Annotated in this window: 20 protein-coding genes and 1 pseudogene; 7 read left to right on the forward strand and 14 right to left on the reverse strand. The window is 43.1% G+C overall.

Features of this window, described 5'->3' with window-relative positions; translation table 11 throughout:
• Positions 1 to 71: 71 nt before the first annotated feature.
• On the reverse strand, positions 72 to 1697 hold the full coding sequence (locus tag PAN06_RS04925) for a malolactic enzyme (RefSeq protein ID WP_269795761.1): 1626 nt from the start codon (positions 1695 to 1697) through the stop codon (positions 72 to 74).
• A 393-nt stretch (positions 1698 to 2090) separates the two neighbouring features.
• Here PAN06_RS04925 and PAN06_RS04930 point away from each other — a divergent pair, with 393 nt between their 5' ends.
• The 4 genes from PAN06_RS04930 (at position 2091) to PAN06_RS04945 (ending at position 8012) form a co-directional block, all read left to right on the forward strand.
• Positions 2091 to 2441: a helix-turn-helix transcriptional regulator gene (locus PAN06_RS04930; RefSeq protein ID WP_003008684.1), complete on the forward strand. Its 351-nt coding sequence runs from the start codon at positions 2091 to 2093 to the stop codon at positions 2439 to 2441.
• 111 nt (positions 2442 to 2552) lie between these two features.
• Positions 2553 to 3428, forward strand: coding sequence for a LysR family transcriptional regulator (locus PAN06_RS04935; RefSeq protein WP_269795747.1), 876 nt, complete (start codon positions 2553 to 2555; stop codon positions 3426 to 3428).
• Positions 3429 to 3729: 301 nt separating this feature from the next.
• On the forward strand, positions 3730 to 5148 hold the full coding sequence (locus tag PAN06_RS04940) for a VWA domain-containing protein (RefSeq protein ID WP_269795748.1): 1419 nt from the start codon (positions 3730 to 3732) through the stop codon (positions 5146 to 5148).
• A 149-nt stretch (positions 5149 to 5297) separates the two neighbouring features.
• The gene (locus PAN06_RS04945; RefSeq protein WP_269795749.1) at positions 5298 to 8012 is read left to right on the forward strand and encodes a DEAD/DEAH box helicase family protein; all 2715 of its coding nucleotides are present in this window, start codon (positions 5298 to 5300) and stop codon (positions 8010 to 8012) included.
• 58 nt (positions 8013 to 8070) lie between these two features.
• On the opposite strand, the gene PAN06_RS04950 is transcribed toward PAN06_RS04945, so the two are convergent.
• Together PAN06_RS04950 and PAN06_RS04955 are read right to left on the reverse strand one after the other, a co-directional pair.
• The gene (locus PAN06_RS04950; protein WP_269795750.1) at positions 8071 to 9108 is read right to left on the reverse strand and encodes an alcohol dehydrogenase catalytic domain-containing protein; all 1038 of its coding nucleotides are present in this window, start codon (positions 9106 to 9108) and stop codon (positions 8071 to 8073) included.
• A 78-nt stretch (positions 9109 to 9186) separates the two neighbouring features.
• Complete coding sequence (locus tag PAN06_RS04955; RefSeq protein ID WP_269795751.1) at positions 9187 to 10092, reverse strand: cation diffusion facilitator family transporter; 906 nt, start codon at positions 10090 to 10092, stop codon at positions 9187 to 9189.
• Positions 10093 to 10224: 132 nt separating this feature from the next.
• Here PAN06_RS04955 and PAN06_RS04960 point away from each other — a divergent pair, with 132 nt between their 5' ends.
• The 3 genes from PAN06_RS04960 to PAN06_RS04970 are packed head-to-tail and all read left to right on the forward strand — an operon-like array spanning position 10225 to position 11625.
• The gene (locus PAN06_RS04960; protein WP_276593248.1) at positions 10225 to 10764 is read left to right on the forward strand and encodes a TetR/AcrR family transcriptional regulator; all 540 of its coding nucleotides are present in this window, start codon (positions 10225 to 10227) and stop codon (positions 10762 to 10764) included.
• 15 nt (positions 10765 to 10779) lie between these two features.
• On the forward strand, positions 10780 to 11250 hold the full coding sequence (locus PAN06_RS04965; protein ID WP_269795753.1) for an HXXEE domain-containing protein: 471 nt from the start codon (positions 10780 to 10782) through the stop codon (positions 11248 to 11250).
• Between the two features lie 42 nt (positions 11251 to 11292).
• Positions 11293 to 11625 (forward strand): glucuronide permease, encoded by a 333-nt coding sequence (locus PAN06_RS04970; RefSeq protein WP_269795754.1) that lies wholly within the window; start codon positions 11293 to 11295, stop codon positions 11623 to 11625.
• 63 nt (positions 11626 to 11688) lie between these two features.
• Here PAN06_RS04970 and PAN06_RS04975 read toward each other — a convergent pair whose 3' ends face one another.
• The 11 genes and pseudogenes from PAN06_RS04975 to PAN06_RS05025 form a co-directional block, all read right to left on the reverse strand.
• Positions 11689 to 12561, reverse strand: a complete 873-nt coding sequence (locus PAN06_RS04975; RefSeq protein ID WP_269795755.1) for an SDR family NAD(P)-dependent oxidoreductase — start codon at positions 12559 to 12561, stop codon at positions 11689 to 11691.
• Position 12562: 1 nt separating this feature from the next.
• Entirely contained in the window at positions 12563 to 13399 is an 837-nt protein-coding gene (locus PAN06_RS04980; protein ID WP_269795756.1) for an alpha/beta hydrolase, read from the reverse strand.
• A 13-nt stretch (positions 13400 to 13412) separates the two neighbouring features.
• A complete protein-coding gene (locus tag PAN06_RS04985) occupies positions 13413 to 14417 on the reverse strand; it encodes an NADP-dependent oxidoreductase (RefSeq protein ID WP_269795757.1) in 1005 nt (334 codons plus the stop codon).
• 76 nt (positions 14418 to 14493) lie between these two features.
• Complete coding sequence (locus PAN06_RS04990; RefSeq protein WP_195968616.1) at positions 14494 to 14925, reverse strand: Rrf2 family transcriptional regulator; 432 nt, start codon at positions 14923 to 14925, stop codon at positions 14494 to 14496.
• Between the two features lie 96 nt (positions 14926 to 15021).
• Positions 15022 to 15960 (reverse strand): AEC family transporter, encoded by a 939-nt coding sequence (locus tag PAN06_RS04995; protein WP_269795758.1) that lies wholly within the window; start codon positions 15958 to 15960, stop codon positions 15022 to 15024.
• Between the two features lie 129 nt (positions 15961 to 16089).
• Positions 16090 to 16455, reverse strand: a pseudogene (gene pnuC, locus PAN06_RS05000) (nicotinamide riboside transporter PnuC); the annotation flags it as partial.
• 167 nt (positions 16456 to 16622) lie between these two features.
• A complete protein-coding gene (locus PAN06_RS05005; RefSeq protein ID WP_269795759.1) occupies positions 16623 to 17423 on the reverse strand; it encodes an ABC transporter ATP-binding protein in 801 nt (266 codons plus the stop codon).
• On the reverse strand, positions 17410 to 18246 hold the full coding sequence (locus tag PAN06_RS05010) for an ABC transporter ATP-binding protein (protein WP_223325442.1): 837 nt from the start codon (positions 18244 to 18246) through the stop codon (positions 17410 to 17412). Before PAN06_RS05010 ends, PAN06_RS05005 begins: the two co-directional genes overlap by 14 nt.
• Entirely contained in the window at positions 18222 to 19013 is a 792-nt protein-coding gene (locus tag PAN06_RS05015) for an energy-coupling factor transporter transmembrane component T (RefSeq protein ID WP_269795762.1), read from the reverse strand. The genes PAN06_RS05010 and PAN06_RS05015 overlap by 25 nt, the downstream gene beginning before the upstream one ends.
• Positions 19013 to 19615, reverse strand: a complete 603-nt coding sequence (locus PAN06_RS05020; RefSeq protein WP_021153833.1) for a hypothetical protein — start codon at positions 19613 to 19615, stop codon at positions 19013 to 19015. The genes PAN06_RS05015 and PAN06_RS05020 overlap by 1 nt, the downstream gene beginning before the upstream one ends.
• 332 nt (positions 19616 to 19947) lie before the next feature.
• Positions 19948 to 21696: Cna B-type domain-containing protein (locus PAN06_RS05025; RefSeq protein WP_269795760.1), on the reverse strand; the 1749-nt coding region annotated here is incomplete at its 5' end.

The following is a 21696-nucleotide window of genomic DNA, read 5'->3' on the forward strand; positions in this document are numbered from 1 at the left end:
CTATCTAACAAGACATACACAAAAGGTGTACGAGGCATCCCGTCGCACTCGTACACCCCATTCCCATTTACTTATTTATATTCTGGGTACCATTTCAAATCACGGACCGCTTTAGCCATATCTGTTTCTTGAGCACGCGCAAGACCTTGTTCTTGCGCTTTTTTAGCAACTGCTTCTGCTACTTTGATAGACACATCAGCTACATACTTGAATGGAGGTAAGACTGGTGCTCCTGGTTCGCCTGGATTGACAATACCACTCAATGAATGTGCGGCAGCTCCAATCATTTCATCCGTCAACAGACTCGCTTCAGAAGCCAACATACCAAGTCCAAGACCTGGGTAAATCAGGGCATTATTCGCTTGACCAATCACATAGTCCACCCCTTTATAGGAAACTGTACCAGCTGGAATTCCTGTTGCAACAAATGCTTTTCTGTCTGACCATTCGATCAAATCTTTGGCACTTGCTTCAGCTAGTTTGGTTGGGTTTGACAATGGGAAAATGATAGGACGTTCTGTGTTTTCACACATAGCTTCAACAATTTCTTTTGTGAAAGTATTTGGCTGAGTCGAAGTTCCCACAAGAATAGTTGGCTTAACCGTCTTCACCACTTCAAGAAGGTCTGTCAACTGATCTGCATTGGCAAAATCAGAACGTTTCTTAGCAAATGGTTTTTGTTGTGGCGTTAAGTCATCCATGTCATCAAAGAGGAGACCTTGTTTATCCACCATAAAGAAGCGTTTATAGGCTTCTTCTTCAGGCAGACCTTCACTAACCATTTCACGAAGGACACGAGAAGCAATCCCTGCGCCAGCAGTTCCACCACCATAGCAGAGGTAAACTTGATCCGTTAATTTTTCACCTGTAATATCCAATGAACCAAAGATACCTCCAAGGGTTACGATACCAGTTCCTTGGATATCATCGTTAAAGGTTGGAATTTGCTTCCGGTATTTTTCAAGGATGTTGGCAGCGTTTAAGCGACCGAAATCTTCCCAGTGCAGATAGAGTTTAGGGAAGAGACGTTCTGCAGTTTGAACAAATTGATCGATAAAATCATAGTAACGATCACCACGTACACGTTCGTGGCGATTTCCCAAGTAATTAGGGTTGTTACGCAATTCTTCACGGTTGGTACCTGCATCAATGACCAAAGGAAGCACCATTGAAGGATCGATTCCTGCAGCTCCAGTATAGACCATCAGTTTCCCAACAGAAATATCGACACCATTTGTTCCCCAGTCTCCAATACCAAGAATACCTTCTGCATCTGTCACAACAATAAGACGAATTTCACGGTCCCCTGCTGCATTTTTCAAAGTTGCTTCGATATTTTCAGGATGATTGATATCAAGATATGCGGCATATTGTGGATCTACAAAGAGGTCGCTATAGCCTTCTATGGTATCAGCAATGGTTGGGTCGTAGACAATGGGATTAAATTCTTCCAAATGTTGAGCAAACAGGTAATAGAAAAGGGTACGGTTGGTATTAAAAATTTCCATTAGGAACAAACGTTTTTCCAAATCGTTAACCTTTGTTTGCATTTGCGCATAAGTTTGCGCTGCTTGTTCTTCAATGGTTTGAACGTAAGGTGGCAGGAGGCCAATGAGACCTAGTTTCTGACGTTCCTCTAAGGTAAAGGCAGTTCCCTTGTTAAGGAAAGGGTTGTTTAAAATATCATGTGCAGTCATCATGTGACCTCCTTATTTATTTTATTCTATTATAACACTTATTTTCTTTAAATGACACTTTGTTATGTATATGATACAATATGAATGAATCAGGCAATGAATGTTCAGGCGATGCAACCGAAAATGATGCGATTTCAAAAGATAACAAAATAATAGGTTTATCCATCACTTCCTAGATAGTCACGGTCATCTCTTAAAAAAGCCTGTTCCTTTCCACCTTTTAGAAGGTTATTCTCATCAAAAGATCCACTGTTTTCAGGTATTCTTTTTTCTCCTTCTAATGATCAATACCTATAAAATCCATAGATAATAAATCCAAAATATGTTTGTTATAAAATACTTTGTTTTGTTTAAGGTGTTATTTTTGTCATTTAAAACTTGTATTCTGGTTACATGAAAACAAAACATTATTTACAACGGTATATAGCGCAAAAGGTCAAATATTTGCGAAAAAAACAAAACATGAGTCAAGAGGAGCTATCGGAACGGGCAGATCTTGGATTAAAATACATCAATCAATTGGAAAATCAAAACGTGAATCTGACCATTCACAGTCTTGAAAAAGTCATTTCTGCTCTTGAGTTAACGCCTGAAGAATTCTTCAATTTTAATTCACTTGAATCATCTTCAGATCCTAACGACAATCTTTCACTTAAGAGAGTAAATATGAAAATTAAGCAACTTCCAGTTGGAAAAAGGGAGAAGATCCTAACGATTTTTGAAGATCTTTTAGATAGCCTTTAATGGTCCTCTGACTCACCTCAGATTGTAACAAACAAAAAATCATATAGTCAAATTAGCTATCACGGATAATTTTTGCTTATCCATGTCTGTCTATTTAGAAGAGGGAGCCCAATGAATCTTAAGGACTTTTATTATTTTCTTGATCTTAGTCAACAGCAATCCTTTACTGGGGTTGCCCAAAAACACGGGATCAGTCAACCATCCGTTTCCTATGCGATTAAACGACTAGAAAAGGAATTTCACTGCCCATTAATTGCGCACGATCCTTCTCACCGTACTTTCAAATTGACGCCCCAAGGAGAAATCTTGCTACGACATATTCAAAAGGTCTTACCTGAGATTCAAGGGGCCAAAAAAGAGATCCTCCGGAGTCTCTCTCAATTCAATACGATTGGTTTCCCACCAATCATCATTGACTATCTTGTCCGAAAACAACCTGCCTTTATCAGTAATGTTGCAGCTCTTCAAAGTATCCATCCTGTCCAAGAAGGGTCTGTTGAACTTTTAGAAATGCTTTCCAAAGGAGAACTAGATGCTAGTTTTTTAGGGAGTTTAGAACCGATTAAAGATCATCGCTTCCAGGTAAGAGAAATGGCCAAACGAGATCTCTTCTATATCCTTCATCACAACCATCCACTAGCCTCCAAAAAAGTATTACAATTTTCAGACGTCATCGATGAAGATTTTATCATTCCAGATGAGCACTTTGTTCATTTAAAAGCCTTTGAACAGTTGAATGAGCGCTATCACCATGAGGCTACGCCCTTCTTTCAGACGGATGATATTCATCTTCTAAAACAACTCCTTCGGAAACAAGTTGGAATTAGCTTACTAGCAGATCTTGTACTAACAGATGGTGAAGAAGAACTGATCGCGATTCCGATGTCAGAAAATGAACGGATTAGTTTTTTCGTTTCACTAGTTGAACCGAAGGAAAGTAATCTCAAACCGGAGGTCATCCAATTCTTTGAAAAATTACTAAACTAGTCGTAGTCCTTGTTCTTAGTGCTAATGCAGAAACATAAATAAAGTGACTAGCTAGTATTTTTTACGACTAAAAAATATAGTAGAAATGCCGATAAAATAAGGATTCCTGCAAATTTGTGGGAATCCTATTTTATTTTGCGTACTTTGTATATTTAAATTATTTTGTGAATATTTTTCTTGTTCGGTTTTTTATCAATAATTAGGGATATAAAAGTCGGCAAAACCCTTGATTATTATACCGTTGACAAGTTTTTCAAAAACCTGTATGATAGAAAAAAGTTTATTAAAAAGGGGACGTATTTTGAAAAAATATACTATTTCACGTAAACAAACTTTAACTTTAGCTTCCGTTGTTTTAGGAACGGTCTTCACAGGAACGACTATTGCTTCTGCTGATGACGTTGCACCTGCAACAACCCAAGTTGCTCCTGCAGCTACTACAGCAACAAAATCACCTATCACTGCTGCAACAGAAGAAATCAACGCCAAAGCCAATACACCAGTTGTTCCTGCTGATAAAGCAAAAACTGGAGATGTCATCGCTGTGGACGTCAAAAAAACTGGCCCATCTGCTAAAACAGACGGTGCAGACACCACCACTACCTCAACAGCAACCATCAAAACGACTAGCTTAGCCGATCAAGACACACCTGTTGGCACTTCAAAACCAGTCTCTTCTACCAAGACAGCTACATCAACCAAAGAAACAGCTGACTACACTGAGACAACAACTGAAACAGTCAACAAAACAACTGTAGTCGAAGTGACAAAAGAAGCCGATGTCGTCAACAAAAAAGAAGTCCAAGGAACATCAGACATCGTCTTTGTCATCGATAAATCAACTTCGATGGATTCACATATCAATGATACAATGAAGAATATCGAGTCCTTTGTTCGCAATCTATCTGCTAAGAAAATTCAAGCCCGTTTAGGATTAGCTGAATACGAAAGAGCTAGTGAAGTTAAATACCATGATTTCAATGGATCGAAGTTCACAAGTGATCCAGAAAGCTTCATTTCCGCCCTGAAAACCATCAAAACTGATGGCTACTATGAAAATGCTACTGTTCCATTGCATCATATCGCTACTTCAGGAGACTACAACTGGGGGACTGGGGCAAACAACCATCGCTTTGCTTTCTTGATTACAGATGAGGACATTGATCTTACAAAGGATACACCAACAAAAGAAGCGACACTGAAAGCCCTTCAAGATGCTGGTATCTCTTTGACAGTGGTTGGTGAAACACGTGAAAAAAAAGACTTTGATCCATTGGTCAATGGAACAAATGGTCTCTACCTAGATATCGACAAAAACTTTGCTAACTTGTTGAACGTTCAATTTGCCAATAAAGTCGTTGAAACCGTCCAAAAAGGTCGTGTCTTCAAGGTACAAACAGACAAGTATGAGTTGATCTCAAAAACTCATCGTGTGGCGAAAGCAAAACCACAAACACCTAGCATCCAAACGCCTGCAACACCGACTCCTACTCCTCAAAAACCGGCTGTTGTAACCCCTGCGAAACCGACCGTATTCACACCGGCTAAAAACGAGCCTGTGAAAACGGAAGTTTATATCGCACCAGCAGCTCTTCCTCAAAAAGAAGCAAGCCTTCCAAATACAGGAAGCAAGACCTCAATTGCTTTGACGACTCTAGGTCTTGGTCTTCTTAGCATGGGTGCTGCCTTTGGCCTCTCTCGTAAAACAAAGAAAGACTAACATGAAAAGCCTAATCCGTTGATTGGGCTTTTTATCACTCAAAATTTCCCCTTTGCTATTTTCATTAGAAAGCGGAAATCTTCAACTTCTACCAAGAAATTCTTGTCCTCCGCTATGATATAATGGGGACAGTACAAGGGAGGAAACCAATGTTACAAGAACTAGCCTTTACAGGCCAATGGAGACGCTATCAAAAACGCGTTCTCGATAAGAGTGACGCTTTTATGGCGGATGGCCATCTGCATTTGGTAGCAGCGCCTGGCTCTGGAAAAACAACCCTGGGAATCGAATTTATCAGACGCTTCGGCCAGCCAACCCTGATCTTAGCTCCTACGGTCACCATTCGTCAACAATGGGTCGACCGGATTGTCCAAGCATTCTTGAAAGATGAAAGCCAAGCGGAGCAATTGATCTCTCAGGACCTCAAACATCCTAAGCTGATTACAGTGGCTACCTATCAGGCCCTCCACCGCGCTATGAACCAAGTCGTCGGTCAATCGCAAGTCGAGGATACCGATGACCAGGCAGAGATTGAAACATTTGATTTCAAAGGCTTTGATATCTTTACTACTTTCAAAGCCATCTCACTCGGAACCCTTTGTTTGGATGAGTGTCACCACTTGCGCAATGAATGGTGGAAGAGCTTGGAAGCCTTTCGCCAAGCCTTCCCTGACTTAAAGATGATCTCCCTCACCGCTACCCCGCCTTATGAAGGGGACCCTGCCCTTTGGGATCGCTATATCCGCATGTGTGGTGAGATTGACGAGGAAATTACGGTTCCCGAATTGGTCAAGGAAGAGACCCTTTGTCCTCATCAGGACTATGTCTACTTCGCCTTTCCAACAAAGGAAGAGCAGGCTCAGTTGGACGCCTTTAGCCAACAAAAGAATGCTTTCTTGCAACAACTGACTTCCGATCCCCTATTTTGCCAATATCTCCAAAACTGCCAGGCCTTATCTGGTCAGATCAGCGATGATGAATTGCTCAATGAGCCCAAGTATCTCTCTGCCACCCTGATCTTTCTTCGAAGCAGGGGAATCGCCTTTCCTAAACGTTTCCAGGACCTTTTAGGAGCTAAAAAACTACCTGCTTTCACCATGGACTGGCTTGAAATTCTCCTACAAGGCCTGCTCTTTCAGGTTCCCCACTGGTACAATCTACCAGAAGAATACGAAAAGCAACTCCTCCATGAATTAAAAGCTGCTAGTTTAATCGATCGAAAACAAATCAAACTGGTCCGAAACAAAAAACAAGATCTCCTGCTGAATCAATCCCTCGGAAAACTCAATGCGGTTCGAGAAATTTTCAAGGCGGAATACCAGGCTCTTGGAAGCCAACTGCGCCAACTGGTTTTAACAGACTATATTCGCCAAGACTTTGAAGTTCATCTCGGGGATAAGGATGCCCAATTCACTCAGTTGGGAGTGCTCTCGTATTTTGAATCCATCCGCAGGGAAAGCATAGAGCTAACGACTCCTCCTGCAATCGCTGTCTTGACAGGTAGTATCGTCATCATCCCAACAGTTGCGAAGCCAAGATTGGAAGAGCTTCTAGGAGCAGATCGACTGACTTACCAAAATGTCGGCCAATTATCTCCTGATGACTTTCTCAAGGTTCGCTTGGTAGGTTCGCAACATGATTTGGTGACAGCTGTGACCCAGCTCTTTCAAGAGGGACTCATCCAAGTCGTGATTGGAACCAAGTCTCTTCTGGGAGAAGGCTGGGATGCTCCTTGTGTCAACTCCCTGATCCTAGCGAGCTTTGTCGGTAGCTTTATGCTCAGCAACCAAATGCGAGGCCGTGCCATCCGAGTGTGGCCTGAGGATCCAGACAAGACCAGTAACATCTGGCATCTGGTCTCTATCAACCTTTCCCTAAAGAAATGGTATGAAAAGTCCGATCTTGAAAAAGAAGAGATCGAAGCCATCACTGATCAGCTGAAACAATATAGTCCTGATCTGGAGCTCTTAGAAAGACGGATGAAGCAATTTTTAGGCCTCCACTACAAGGAACCCTTTATCGAATCCGGTATCGAGCGTCTGGCCTTTGACAATATCCGCTATACCAAGAAACAGTTGCAGAAACTCAACGAAGAGACCTTAGAGCGCTCCACTCATCGTCAAGAACTCCGGGATGGCTGGCAAAAAGCTCTTCCGATTCTGGAGAATATGGAGATTGCAAACGAGGTACAAGTGGATAAACACTTCCTGCCCCTGGCCCTATTTTTTGATGCTAGAAAGCTAGCTCGTTGGCTGACGGCCGCTACTTTGACCGATGCTTTCGCCAACCTGATTTACTATTCACATAGAGGTGGATGGAATACAGCTTCTCTTATTCTTCTATTCGTCTTAGCTGTTCTCGCACTCCTTGCTTGGCTACGCTACTACCTCTATAAGAGTCCTTATAAACGGCTAGAGGTCTTTGGCCAGGCCATTCACCAAGCCCTGCTCCTTTCTGGGCAGATTCAAACCCAGGAGACCCGCATCCAAGTGATCCGAGATAGAAAGGATGCCATCAACACGCTGATCTATATGAAGGGCGGAACCATGCGAGAGAAAGAACTCTTCTCGCAAACCATGATCGAATTTTTCGCACCGATTGAAAATCAACGCTATATCTTGAAAGCACAAGAAAAGGTATCCGATCAGACAGAATATTTCGCCGTGCCAAGCCTCTTTGACAAACGTAAAGAAGATGCCCAAGCCTTTGTCGAGCAGATTCGAAAGAGTATAGGTAAGTATGACCTGGTCTATACTCGAAGTACGGAAGGTCGTGCTGTTCTTTTAGATGCGCGCATCAAGGCCTTGGCTAACAAACAAGAGCGCACCTTCACTAAGAAACAAGTCATGTCGGATTTGAAGTAAAAATTTATTTCACAATAAAAGAAAAGTCTAGTAGATTCATTTCTACTAGACTTTTTCGTTACTCAATCACAATCATAGCCTTAATCGTCTTACGTTCATCCATATCTTTATAGGCTTGATCAATCTCATCCAAGCTATAGCTATGAGTAAAGACGCGACCTGGGTTGATGTCGCCATCAAGTACAGCCTTGAGCAAGAACTGCTTGTCATAGGTAGTAACAGAGGCTGCCCCACCTGCCACCGAAATGTTTTGGGCAAAGGTCGAACCAAGGGCACGATTATTGTAATGAGGGACACCGACAAAACCTAAACGCCCACCATTATGAAGCACCCCAAGGGCTTGATCAACAGCTGCTGCGGTACCGACACATTCAAGGGCCGCATCTGCTCCGCCACCAAGGATTTCACGGACCTTGGCAATGCCTTCTTCACCACGCTCCGCTACGACTGCTGTCGCACCAAATTCCAAAGCCATCTGTTGGCGGTCTTCGTGGCGACTCATGAGGACAATTTGTGACGCTCCCCGCATCTTAGCTGCGATCACTGCACATTGACCAACGGCACCGTCCCCGATGACCACTACTTTGTCACCAGGCTTCACGTCTGCTACACGCGCCGCATGGTAGCCCGTCGGCATGACATCTGCCAGCGTCAAGAAGGATTTAAGCATAGCTTCTGTATAATCAGACGGTTGCCCTGGAATCTTGACAAGGGCCCAATTAGCAAAGTGGAAACGGATGTACTCCGCTTGCACCCCATCAGACCAGTTGGTGCCGATATGACGGTCACACGTCCCATCATAGCCAGCACGACAAGCATCACACTCCCCACAACCATGGGTGAAAGGCGCGATAACAAAGTCTCCTGGTTTGACCGTTGTAATGGCTTCTCCGATTTCTTCGACAATCCCAATAGCTTCATGGCCACTATTTTGATGACCTGCTTCAATATCTGGATTGCGGTAACTCCATAGATCGGATCCACAGACACAGGTGCGAACGATGCGAATAATGACATCATCTGGCGCTTCGATGTGTGGACGCTCCACTTCTACAAGGCCCACTTGCCCAGCTTTTGTATAAACTGTTTTCTTCATAGGAACATCCTACTTTCTATTGCTTACTTATCTACAGTATACACTTTTTATCGAGCTTCTGCTCATACCAACTCGTCATTAATGGTGGTGATGATCATGCCCATGACCTTGATCAGTTTCCAGGTCTTCGATATTTCTCTTGTGAGCTCGGTGGGTTGCCAAGTCTTCATCCACTTCGATGGTGACATTTTGAAAGCCCCTCTCTTTGAGCAAGGCACGGATCGCTTCCTTGCAGACTTCCATATGCTCCATCCTCTTGAGACAAACATGAACAATAGCATTTTTCTCTAGTCCATCCATGGTCCAGAGATTGAGCTGATTGATACTAGCCACATGGTCCAACTGCTTCAAATCACTCTTGATCTTCTGGATATTCACTCCTTCTGGCACAGCATCCAGGAAAATCTTGAGCGTGCTCCAAAAACGTGGAATGGCTTTGGACAGAATAAAGAAGGAAATAGCAAGAGACAAGAGAGGATCTAGGATATACCAGTCAGTAAATCGGAGGACAATGGCCATCAGGATGACAGCGACCCAACCCAAGGTGTCTTCCAAAAAATGCAGGCTGAGAATGGATTCATTCTTGGTTTGCCCCTTGCGAATGACCAGACTCGCCAGCACATTGACACTGATAGCAATAATTCCCAACCAAAGAAGCCCTTCGTCATTGACGGGCTGAGGGTGGAAAAGCTTGCTTACATTTTCCAAAATCACCATACCAGACCCTGTCATCAAAATCACAGCGGTCACCATAGCACCTAAGAGACTAAAACGCTTGTACCCCAAAGTGTAGTGACTATCTTCTTCACGATTAGAGATACTTTCCAAAAAGGCGGATATCCCAATAGCGATCGCATCCCCCAAGTCATGAACGGAATCAGCAAGGACTGCACTGGAACCAAAAACTCCACCCGCAATAAACTCAACAATGGCAAAGCTTAGATTCAAGAAAAAAGCCAGCCAGACCGCATATTTTGTCTTCATAATCCTCAATCCTTTGATATAATAGATAATGAACATCTTGTTCATTATCTATTATCCAATACTATCAACAGAAAGGATAGGAGCAAATTGTTTAGGGTGTACGTTACTGAACAATTTGTTCAAAGTGTCCATATGACTGCACAGGATCGTCGCATTACCAAAACTCGAAAAGCTATCTATCAAGCTTTCTTACACTTACTCAACCAAAAAGACTACGAGGCCATCACGGTTCAGGAAATTATTGACCGTGCTGATGTGGGGCGTTCAACTTTTTATAGCCATTATGAGAGCAAGGAACTCTTGCTGGATGAGCTCTGCCAAAAGCTCTTTCACCATTTGTTTGAGCGTGCTCAACACCTCTCTCCACAAGACTACCTAGTCCATATCTTTCAGCATTTCAAGAAAAATCAAGACCATGTAACCAGTCTCTTACTTTCAAAAAACGATTATTTTATCCGGCAGCTGCGAAAAGAACTGGAACATGACGTCTATCCCATGTTAGCAGACGAACTGATTCAAGCCCACCCCAACATTCCTCACTCCTATCTCAAGCACCTGGTCGTAACCAACTTCATTGAAACCCTCAGCTGGTGGTTGAAAAAAGGCAAGACTTACACCGAACAAGAAGTCATCCAGTTTTATTTGGAGATACTGAAAGTTGGTTCTAATTAGAAAGGAGTATTTTCAATGACCAGCGTGCAATTTTACTTTCTATTCCCAGCACTCTTCATGCTTCACGAACTCGAAGAAATCATTTGGATGCCATCTTTTGTCAAAAAACTATCAACCCATTTTCCAGATAATCGAATCCTTTCTTATTACACTCCTTTTACTTTCAATGCTATTGTCTTGGAGCAATTTCTGATCCTACTACTATCACTTTTTCTTAGTTACCAGTTTAACAACTATACTATTTACATAACCATTGTGATTGCTTATATCTACCATGTTTTCGGACATCTGATTCAGACAGTCGTTATTCGAAAATATGTGCCTGGTTTGTTAACGGGCATTCTAACGAGTTTGTTTTCTCTATACTATCTCAACCCTAACATTCCCATCGAACTCTTTGGATACTCTCTTTTGACTTTGTTGGTTATCATTTTGAATCTTGTATTATCATTTGTGGTACTTCATAAAATGAGTCGTAGGCCTTGATATATAATCAATATCCAAAATCTCTTCTTGAAAGGAAACCCTATGTTCTTCTCCATTCTCCTCGGTTTTTTTACAGCCTTATTTGCCATTGCTTTTGCTCTTCTTCACTTATTGGCCTCCCTTTCTCAAGTTAAAAAAGGGAATCACACTCTTGGAAATCAATTTCTCCTCATTGGAAGTAGCCTTGCGACTGTATCGCTCATTCTCTACTTCTTCTTTCCGATTGTCGCACTATTTCTTTGGCTGATTGGTTGTGGCTTGATTTGCTACGGAGCCTATTGGAATGGCAAGCACAAAGAAAACTTCCATCTAGCCCATCATGTCATTCGGATTGGAATCGCTCTGATTCTTACCATTTTGTTAGCCCTCATCTAAGAAAAACTCAAGTTTTCATTGATAAAACTTGAGTTTTTTGGTAGTTACGAAATCAATAAGGAATTAAAAATCTTGCTTTTCTTTAAACATTTTGACCTTTTCTTGGCAGTAATCCATTAATTTCTGTGCTTTTTCAAATGAGTAGCCTTTTTCAGATACAGACTTGACTTTCTTTTCATCAAAATAGTAGCCTGTCAAGCCCCTGACTTCCTCTGATAAGGTGAGATAATAGCCTGTTTCGATTCCCTGATCTAGATCTTTCGAGAGAGATTTCATCAGGCGTCCGAAGAGAGATTTTTTCGTCTTTTCATCACTAGAATTATTCCCTAAGTTAGTCGAGATAAGACCAGGATGATAGGCATTAATAGTGATATTTGAACCTTTTAAAAAGAAATCTCTTGCTAGATAGCGTGTCATCCAGATGGTATAAAGTTTGGAATTATTATAGGCCAATCCTGGATTGTATTCTTTCTCAAATCCAAAGTCCAAATCCTTGACCTTGGCAAAATGATGCATATAGGAAGAAGTATTAATGACACGGCCATCAGCCGATTTTTCTAACAAGGGACTTAGCTCAGTTGTTAAAATGTAGGGAACCAGAACGGATAACATAAAAGTCAACTCGACATTTTCAGCACTCGCTTTTCGTTCTTTCCCTGCATAAAGGCCTGCGTTGTTAAATAAGACATCGATCCTTTGAAAGTCTCGCTTGATTTCCTCCACAAATCGATAAACATCATCTAATTTTGAAAAATCTGCCAAGTAGCTCGAAACTCTGCCTCTCAGGGAAACGGCCCGAACCTCTTGAGTAGCCAATTCCAGTTTTTGAGGATTGCGACCATGAAGGATGACCTGATGGCCTTCACTAGCCAGTTTCTTTGCCAAGTGCTTTCCAATGCCATCAGTAGCACCGGTTATTAGAATAGTTTTGACCATATTAGTCCTCCAAGAAAGCTAGTAATTCTTTTGAAAATTCGTCTGCATATTGGAAGATCGAACCGTGACCAGCATTTGGATAGATGATAAGCTTACTATCTTTTATTTTCTCATGCATATCATAAGAATTTTCTGTTGGAACCTGCATATCCTTGTCGCCGTTGACGATTAAGGTTGGTTGGGTGATAAATCTTAGGTCGTCTTGAGAATCTTTCCCCCAACGTTTAATAGCTTTGAGTTGCGTCAAGAAACCAGGCACACTCATGTCTTTGTCCGCAAATTCCTTGGTTCGCATTCCCATTCGTCCGAGAACTTTCAAAGCTTCGATTTTTCCTTGTTCATCATGGTTATAGAAGATATAGCGTTTAGGATCGATACGTTCGAGTCCAGCTTTGAACATATAGTTAAAGGTTTTCCCTGTAACCTTATCGACCTCTTTTCCTCCTCGAGGTCCTGTTCCTGCCAAGATGAGACGGTTGACCAAATCAGGCTTGATTCGGACCATTTCTTGGGCAATCATACCTCCCATAGAAAGACCTAGGAGATTGATTTTATCGTAACCAAGGGCTTCTATAAAGGCAATCGTCTGCTCAGCCATTCCAGGAATGGTTGGCGCCACTTTGCCTTGACTGGCTCCGACACCAGGAAGGTCGACCACAATCACATGGTGTTTTTCAGCAATCAAGTCCAAGAGTTTTGGATCCCAGTTGTCGAGGGTTGCTGCCAGATGGACCAGCATCAGAAGAGGTAGTTTTGATTTGCCTTTGCTGAGTTCGCGATAGGCGATTTTGTTTCCTTGGACAGTGATGTATTGAGTTTTAGTTGTAAGATATGACATTATCTTTTCCTTTTTATTTCTTAAAGCTGAGGACTGTTTTTCCACGTGAGCGACCATTAGCGACCTTGTCTAAGGCACTATTCACTTCTTCAAATGGATAGACTGTATCGATAGATGGCTTGATTTCCAATTTGCTAAAGAGGTCAGCTACCTCTTGTAATTGAGCACCATTGCTTTCCACAAAGATAAAATGGTAGTGAATGCCGTATTTGTCAGCCATCTTATCAAATTTGCGACCGGCTAGTCCAAGTAGGATCTGTTTCCATTTTGGCAGGTTCATCCGTTTGGCAAAGTCACCATTTGGCATAGCACGGAGGGAAACAAGCTGACCACCTTTTTTCATGATAGACATTTGTTTTTCAGTCTCAGCGCCACCAAGGGTATCGAGGACATAATCAACCTGGCTAACAGTTTTTGTATAATCCTCTGTTTTGTAATCGATAAAACGGTCCGCTCCTAGGTTCAATACACGCTCAGCACTATCTCCAGCCCCATTGGTGATGACTGTCAAACCTTTGGCCTTAGCAATCGGAATGGCCATACCGCCGACACCGCCTGTACCACCAGAGATAAAGATGGTTTTGCCAGCTTGAGCGCCCATGAGTTCTAGGGCTTGCATAATGGTTAAGGCAGTCAAAGGCACCGCAGCGGCTTCCTCGTCAGACAGATAGTCTGGAACCTTGGCTAAGGCTTGGCTATCGACAGCTACGTATTCAGCAAAGGCACCGATATGGTCGAGTGGGAGACGTCCAAAAACTCGGTCTCCGACTTTGAGATTTTTGACTTGTTTACCGGTCTCTTCAATGATACCGACCACTTCATTTCCCGCAGTTTGTGGGAGTTTGTAAGGGACAATCATCTTGACTTCTCCTCTGGAAATCATATTATCCAGAGGATTAACGCCAGCTGCAGTGACTTTGACCAAAACTTCTTTGTCTGTAATACTTGGTTTAGCTACTTCTGTGATGTTTAGTGTGATATTCTTTTTGTTATAAGTAGTGTGTTGTGCGGCTTTCATTGTCTTCTCTTTTCTATTTTACTTGTATCTGCTAAAGATACAAGTCTAGTCTTTTTAAAACTGATCTGCATGCAAATCAGTTTCGTTTTTGTTTGGCATCTTTATAAAGATTGTTAATGACATCTTCTAAGGTTTGCTGGGCTAGTTCCTTCTCAAGTTGAGCTTCAGCACTAGCAAATAGTGGCGAAACGGCTCCTTGGATATGTTTTCCAACGGGACAATCAGGATTGCTATTTTGGTGAACAGGAAATAAGCTGATGTGGCTGACTTCTTGTGTGGCAAAATAAATGTTAAGTAAGGTGATGTCCTTTGGCGATTTACTAAGTTGGTAGCCCGTTTTTCCTTGCTGAGACTGGATTAGTCCAGCATTTTTCAATAAGGCGATTACCTTTCGAATGTAACTCGCATTGGTGCCAACGCTCTCAGCCAGAGCTTGTGAACTTAGGTTTTCCTTACTCTCGCTAATCATGGTTAGGATGTGCAAGGCTACTGAAAATTTCGTATCCATATAAACTCCTTTAGATAACTTGTATCTAATACAAGAACAAGTATAACACAAATAAAAAGAAAAGCAAGACTTTTGCTTCACTTTTTTAAAAAACGATCAGGCCATCAACACCATGAGTATCGGAATGACCACCATGGTAGCAAGGGTCGTCTCTGTCACCATGACCGCTGCGTAATCACTATCAGCTCCGTAGAGTCTGGCAACGACCGGGGCATTGGTCATCACTGGCATAGCGGACTGGATGATAAAGACTTGCTTCATCAAGCTTGGTAGAGGGGCCCAGTAAACAATGGTCGCCATTAGGAGTGGAGCAACCAGGAAGCGTCCTAGTAGAATGAGGAGCTGATCTTTTCCAAGCACCAACTGCTTCACGCCTACATGAGATACCGACAAACCGATGAAAATCATGGATAAGGGGGTTGTTAAATTGCCCAGATACTGCAAATCACTGGCTAGAAATGCAGGGAGCTTTATCTGCAGCATCACCATGACTAGTCCTAAGATGAAGCCCATCAAAGGAGGTGAAAAGACTTTTTTCACACTTGTTTTGAGATCAAACTGAGCTTCTCCCTCACCATCCCGCTGGATCAGGTAGGTCCCCAAAGTCCAGAAAAAGGTCGTATTACACATGTAATAGATCAAAACATAAGGAATACTATCATCCCCGAAGAGAGCTTGGTTAATGGGGAGCCCCACAAAAATCGTATTGGAGTTAAAGAACATGGAAATAAAGAGGCCACGGCAGTCCTGTCTCACTGCAAAGATCTTAGCTACTGCTGTCGCTATTCCAAGCAAAACGACCATAGACAGGGCAGGAAAACGCAATGCTGGCAACATTTTTAGGAGGTCAGCCGCTGTAAAACGCTGTGTGATGGTGTAGAGCATATAGCAGGGAAGAGCAATTTGAGTAACTAGCTTTGCGATCAAGCCACGTGACTTGTCATCAAACCAGCCTTTCTCACCTATGACAAAGCCCACTAATATCATCCCCAGAATGACCAGGATCCCCGATATGCTCTTAAGAAAGATATCCATGTTCTCTCCTTTTCTTTTTATAAATTTGAACTAGAAAACCCATTATTTTCAAGTCCCAAAAACTACTCTAGTATATCACAAAAAGAGGTGGCGCAACATGCCCAACCTCTTGTATTTTATTGATTGTTACTAGTAGCCTTTCTTGGCCGCCTTGATCCATTGGTACCAACCAACCAGACTATTGATCAAGTAAATAAAGTATTTCCCTTGAATTTGAAGGCTTTTTCCCCACCAAAGATAGATGGAGAATACATTGGTAGCCGCCCAGAAAATCCACTGTTCGCGGTAGACAGCCGTCATCAAGAGTTGGCCGACACCATTGGTCGCATCTGTAACGGAATCCCGGAAAGGCCGATTGGCTCCAACTGATTGGTAAATATAGCCAAATACCAGCCACCAAATGGCACTGATCGACAAGTACTTGGTCCAGCCTACCGCATCCAGCTTACGAGCAACAAACTCTTGCTCTTCTTTTTTAAACTGGGCTTGGTAAATCAAAAAGTGTTAAAAATAAGACAGTAACCTCAGAATAGATACTGTCTTATCTCTTTTTTTTACTTAAAGCCTTGATAGACTTGACAAATGGTAGAAAAGAACCGTGAGTTCTTGCCAGAAGCTGAAGTTAATCCTTCAACCTGGAAAACCCGCAGAGGTGACTTTTTCTATACATCTCGATTTTTCTGGCAATAATCATTAACCGATAAATATGTCTGTGAATCACCCAGCGACTCCGCTATGTCCATAATCCGCGGTGGTAGTAATCCCACTCGCTGGACAAGTTCGCGATCGCTGAACAATTCCCGTGGACTGCCGGCGAAGCTAAACTTCCCGTGTTCCATAACATACACCGACTCAAACTCGGCGGCGACCCAATCCATGTCATGGGTGATGGTCACAACTTGGTGGCCCGAATCAGCCAACTCATGGAAAATTGCGGTCAACTTGCGCCGGCTTTCCCAATCAAGCGACATCATCGGCTCATCAAATAAATAAATCGCCGGATCCACTGCCAAAACTGTGGCAACACTCAACAGCTTGCGTTCCGACAATGACAGGTCATATGGACTTTCAGCTGTTTTATCATCCAAGCCAACTCTTTTTAGAGCCGCTAAAGCCCGCCTCGTAATCGTGTCGTGGTCATCCATGACCTGCGCGACACTCCACTCCACCTCTCGTTGAACGGTCGGGTTGAAAAGCTGATCGTCAGGATTCTGAAAAGTAATCCCAACCTTCAGTAACTTTTCAACTGGTTTAAGATCATTAAAATTTTCTCCATCGATCTTAATCACACCGGTTTGTGGTATCAGCAAGCCCGTCAACAATTTGAAGAGCGTTGATTTACCGGCACCATTTTGGCCGACAATCGCCACCATCGGATCGGTGAAGTGTTTGTCTTCAACATCCAAGCTAAAGGACCGTTCCGGATAAGTGAACGTCAGGTGTTTCAGTTCAATTGTGGACATAACAAGCCTCCTTCAGATCAGCGTCATTCACCGGATACCGGCCATCAGCCAAGTGCCAATCCATTTTTTGAGCAAGTTGCTGGATTGTCGGGGCTGGAATCTGCCAGTCAGCTGCCAAATGATTAAACACCTCACCCGGCCTGCCCTGGGCTACCATTTGACCCTCGTGCAGCACCCACACAACGTCGGCGACTTCGCACAAATCGTCAATTTCACTGGTGACAATGAAGACAGTCGTCTCTTTGACTTGGGCCAGCCATTGGAAAAATTGCCGGCGGCCAAGGGGATCCATCTGACTGGTCGGATCATCCATAATCAAAACAGCCGGATTAGCCACAATCGCCGTGGCAATTGCCAACCGCTGGACCTGACCACCGGAAAGGCTCTCGGGACTCAAATTCAGCTGTTCAATCAGCCCCATTTGCGTGGCAACTTCTTCAACCCGTTTTTGAATCAGTCCTTCAGCCATTCCCTGATTAATCAAGTCAAAGGCGATTTCATCGGCAACCGTTTCTGCCAACCCGCTTAGTTGGCCAGCTGGATTTTGCAGTACAACTCCATTCATGGCATTATAAACGGGCCAATTGTCGGACACTCGCTGGCCAAACATGTGCCAGTCGCCCTCAATCTCAGCAGACACAATTTTGGGAATGACCCCTGCCAGCACACGGCACAAAGTCGATTTGCCGGAGTGGCTATTCCCGATAATCCCAACCACCTGGCCGGTATGAACCTCCGCGTTAATCTGACGCAGTTGTGGTTGCTCAGTACCCGGATAACGGGTGGTCAAATTTTCAATTACAATCCGTTTATCTTCGTCCATATCTTCCACCCAATCAATAAAATTGCCAATCCAGTCAGACCAATGTGCAGCGTCCGCGACAGGCGATACACGCGCTGGGAGGTTCTGACAGTCCGGTTGGGATTATCAAAACCTCTCAGTTGGAGAGAAATCGACCGCGCCATCGATTGATCCAAGGTCTTAATCACCAATGGAATTAGAACCGGCAGGACTGACTTTAATTTCTGAATCAACGTTTTTTGCGGATTGGTTCCGCGAACTTTTTGTGCCTGCTGGATTTTCCGCATATTGCGCATCATTTCCGGCAAAATATAACACACCGACATCAGAACGTAGACGGTTTTATAAGACAATCCGGACAGTTCCAAATAGGCCGCGTTTTCTGAAATACTCGTGGTCACCATAAAAAAGCCACTGGTCAAAATAATCACCAATACTCGACAACCCAGAGTGGTGGCGTAAATCAGGCCTTCTTTGTAGAATGACACCCCAAGCACAGAAAACAGCACAGTTTGATTCCGACTGTAAAATAACCCTTGGATGATCAGCATGGTGCAAATCAGAAACAGGCTGAATCCCAGCGCCTTAAAGATGGTAGAACTCAATTTGGAAAATAACAATAGCAGTGTTGCGACAAGAATTAATCCGGCCTGAAGCAATAAATTCATACTGGCAAAACTCAACAACGTCATGTCCAAGATGAACAAGAGCTTAGTAATCGGATCGATCACCTGGTACCACTTGAGCTTGACCTGTGGCGCTCCAGAAATCAATGTTTGATCAGTCATCATTTATCACCGCTAAAGAAGTGCACCATCCGCTTCGGCAGCTGACGATAGATGAAGAATGCCAGGTAGGCCACGCAGACTTTATCCAAAATATCCAAGACAAACTCATCGGTAAATGAGGCCAGCCACACTGGTGCATGATTGGCGACCATTACCGCAAACAATGAGTCACCCCAAGCGATACCGGTCTGACCACCCCAAAAGATGACGTTGAGTGGCGTTGAAATGACAGCTGAAACGATGGCAATAATAATAGCAGAAACAAATACTCGCCGCGCTGACGAGAACCACCCATTGGCGTGCAAAACTCCGACAGCAATCCCAATTCCGATGCTGGTAATCGCATACACGGTTGAAATTGGCGATAAGGTCAGCCCATAGATCACGTTGTTGATGAAACCACTGATGGCACCGGCAACCGGCCCAGCCAACATGCTGGCAAGAAAGGTTCCCAAAGACCCCAACCAAACGGGCAACTTTAACCCCTCCGCCAAGGCTTTAGCAACATAGTTAATCCCCACGGCAGCGGGAATCAAAGTCATGGTGGCAGCACTTAACTTAAATTTCCACATACTGGTACGATGAATCGGTTCTGTTTTCATAATCTTCTCCTTTTGTTTTTAAAGAGCCGTGTCTGTTTAGACTTTCGGACGCAACGCTCTATAGATTTTCGATTTGAACCGCTTCTCCTTTCACAGATCCCTTAGTCTACATCAGGGATTTTCTTGAAAATGATTGTTCAACAGTTCACAACTAATCATACTCCGATTTTCATAGAAGTCAAGAATTTTCTGAATTTTTTTTGAAAACGTTCGGGAATTAAAAAATAGAGCAAGCGCCCATGAGAATGATCGCAAGACAATTATAAGAGGCCACTATAAAAAAACAAACACCATCTCTGGTGTTTGTTTCATTTTATAAAGGAAGCACTAGCTTATTTTTTCTTTTTCTTCAAAATATAAGCTGGAATGCTTGCCAAGACAAAGGCTAAAACTAGGCTAATAATAGAGATGGTCGTACCTGTATTTGGTAAGAATCCTAAGATCTTGCCTGGTTTCTTCGGCTCTGGTTGGCTTGGTTTTTTAGGTTCAGGTTGACCCGGTTTCTTTGGTTCAGATGAACTTGGAGGAGTTGGTTGTTTTGGAGTTTCTTTTGGAACATGCTTGTTAGTAATCACAACATTTCCTTTACCATCCTCTACCTCACTTGCTTCATAGCCTTTTGGAAGATCTACTTCTTCCACACGGTAGCTGATAGCTTGACCAGCTTTCTTTTCAGCTAATTTGCTAAAGGTATGAGTCCATTGATTGTCCGCTGACAATTCAACTGGGTCTCCTTCTTTTTCATCCCCAGCATAGAGTTGAACCTTAATGGATTTTGGACGGAGGCCATCTTGGTCATTGGCATCATCCCACTTCTTAGTGACTTTCATCTCTGTAAGAGCTGGTTCATGCGTGTTTGTCAAGACAACATTAGCCTTGTCCTTATCATTTACCGTCACCTTGTAACCATCTGGGACAGTAACTTCTTTAACCGTATAAGTAATGGCTTTTCCAGTTGCCTTGGCATCAAGATTTTCAAACGCGCCTTTCCAGTCATTCGCTGCTGAAAGCTCTAATACTTGGTCTGTTGGAATGTCATCTTTGTACAATTGAACTTGAATGCTGGCTGGGCGTAGACCATCTTGGTTATCAGCATCTTCCCACTTCTTGCTCACTTCTACTTTGGTCTTTTCTGGAGCGTGCGTATTGGTCACGACTACTTGGCCTGGATTTGTTGCTTCGACGGCTTGTGTGTAGCCTTCTGGGACATCGATTTCTTTGACGGTATAGTTGATAACTTGGCCAGCTTTCTTCTCGTCTAGGTTTGAGAAGGTATGGCTCCATTTGTTATCTGCTGACAATTCAACAGCTTGACCAACTTTTTCATCCCCAGCATACAATTGAACCTTAATCGTTTTTGGACGGAGGCCATCTTGGTTATTGGCATCTTCCCAGTTTTTGGTAACGGTGAGGCTTGTCTTACCAGGTTTGTAGCTATTGGTGATCGTCGTTCCATCAATCTTAGTGGTGTAATTGTCCACTTTGTCCTCAGTCACTGTGTAGACAACTTTTTGACCATCTTTATAGACTGGGAGGTCTGTGAAGGTATAGTTCCATTCATTTCCTTGACCAGCAAGATCGATTGATTGCACTTCTTTTCCATTGGCTAAGAGGTGAACTTTGATAGTTGTAGGTCGAAGACCGTCTTGGTTATCGGCATCATCCCAGACTTTCTTGACGGTAACTGTCGTTGTCTCAGGAGTGCGTTTATTGGTGATGGTTGCTTTTCCATCAGTGAAGCTGGCTTCTTCTGTATCGACCGTATAATGAGTCGGAACTTTCACTTCTTTGATAGTGTAGGTGATGAGCTTGCCATCACTGTCTTTATCTGGAAGATTCGTAAAGTGAGCTTTCCAGTCTGTTGCAGCTGAGACCGTGACTGGTTTTCCTTGCGCTTTTCCATTCTTATAGAGTTGGAATTCCACATTTGATGGGCGAAGCCCTTCTTGGTTGTCTTGGTCATCCCAAACTTTTGAAGCTTCAAGATCGATATACTTGATATCTGCTTCATCAGCGATCTCAACTGGGACTGCTTTGGAGCCGACAGCTTTTCCATCCACCGTGACGTGGTAGATTTGCTT

The sequence above is a fragment of the Streptococcus sp. SM3 genome, from assembly GCF_027497875.1.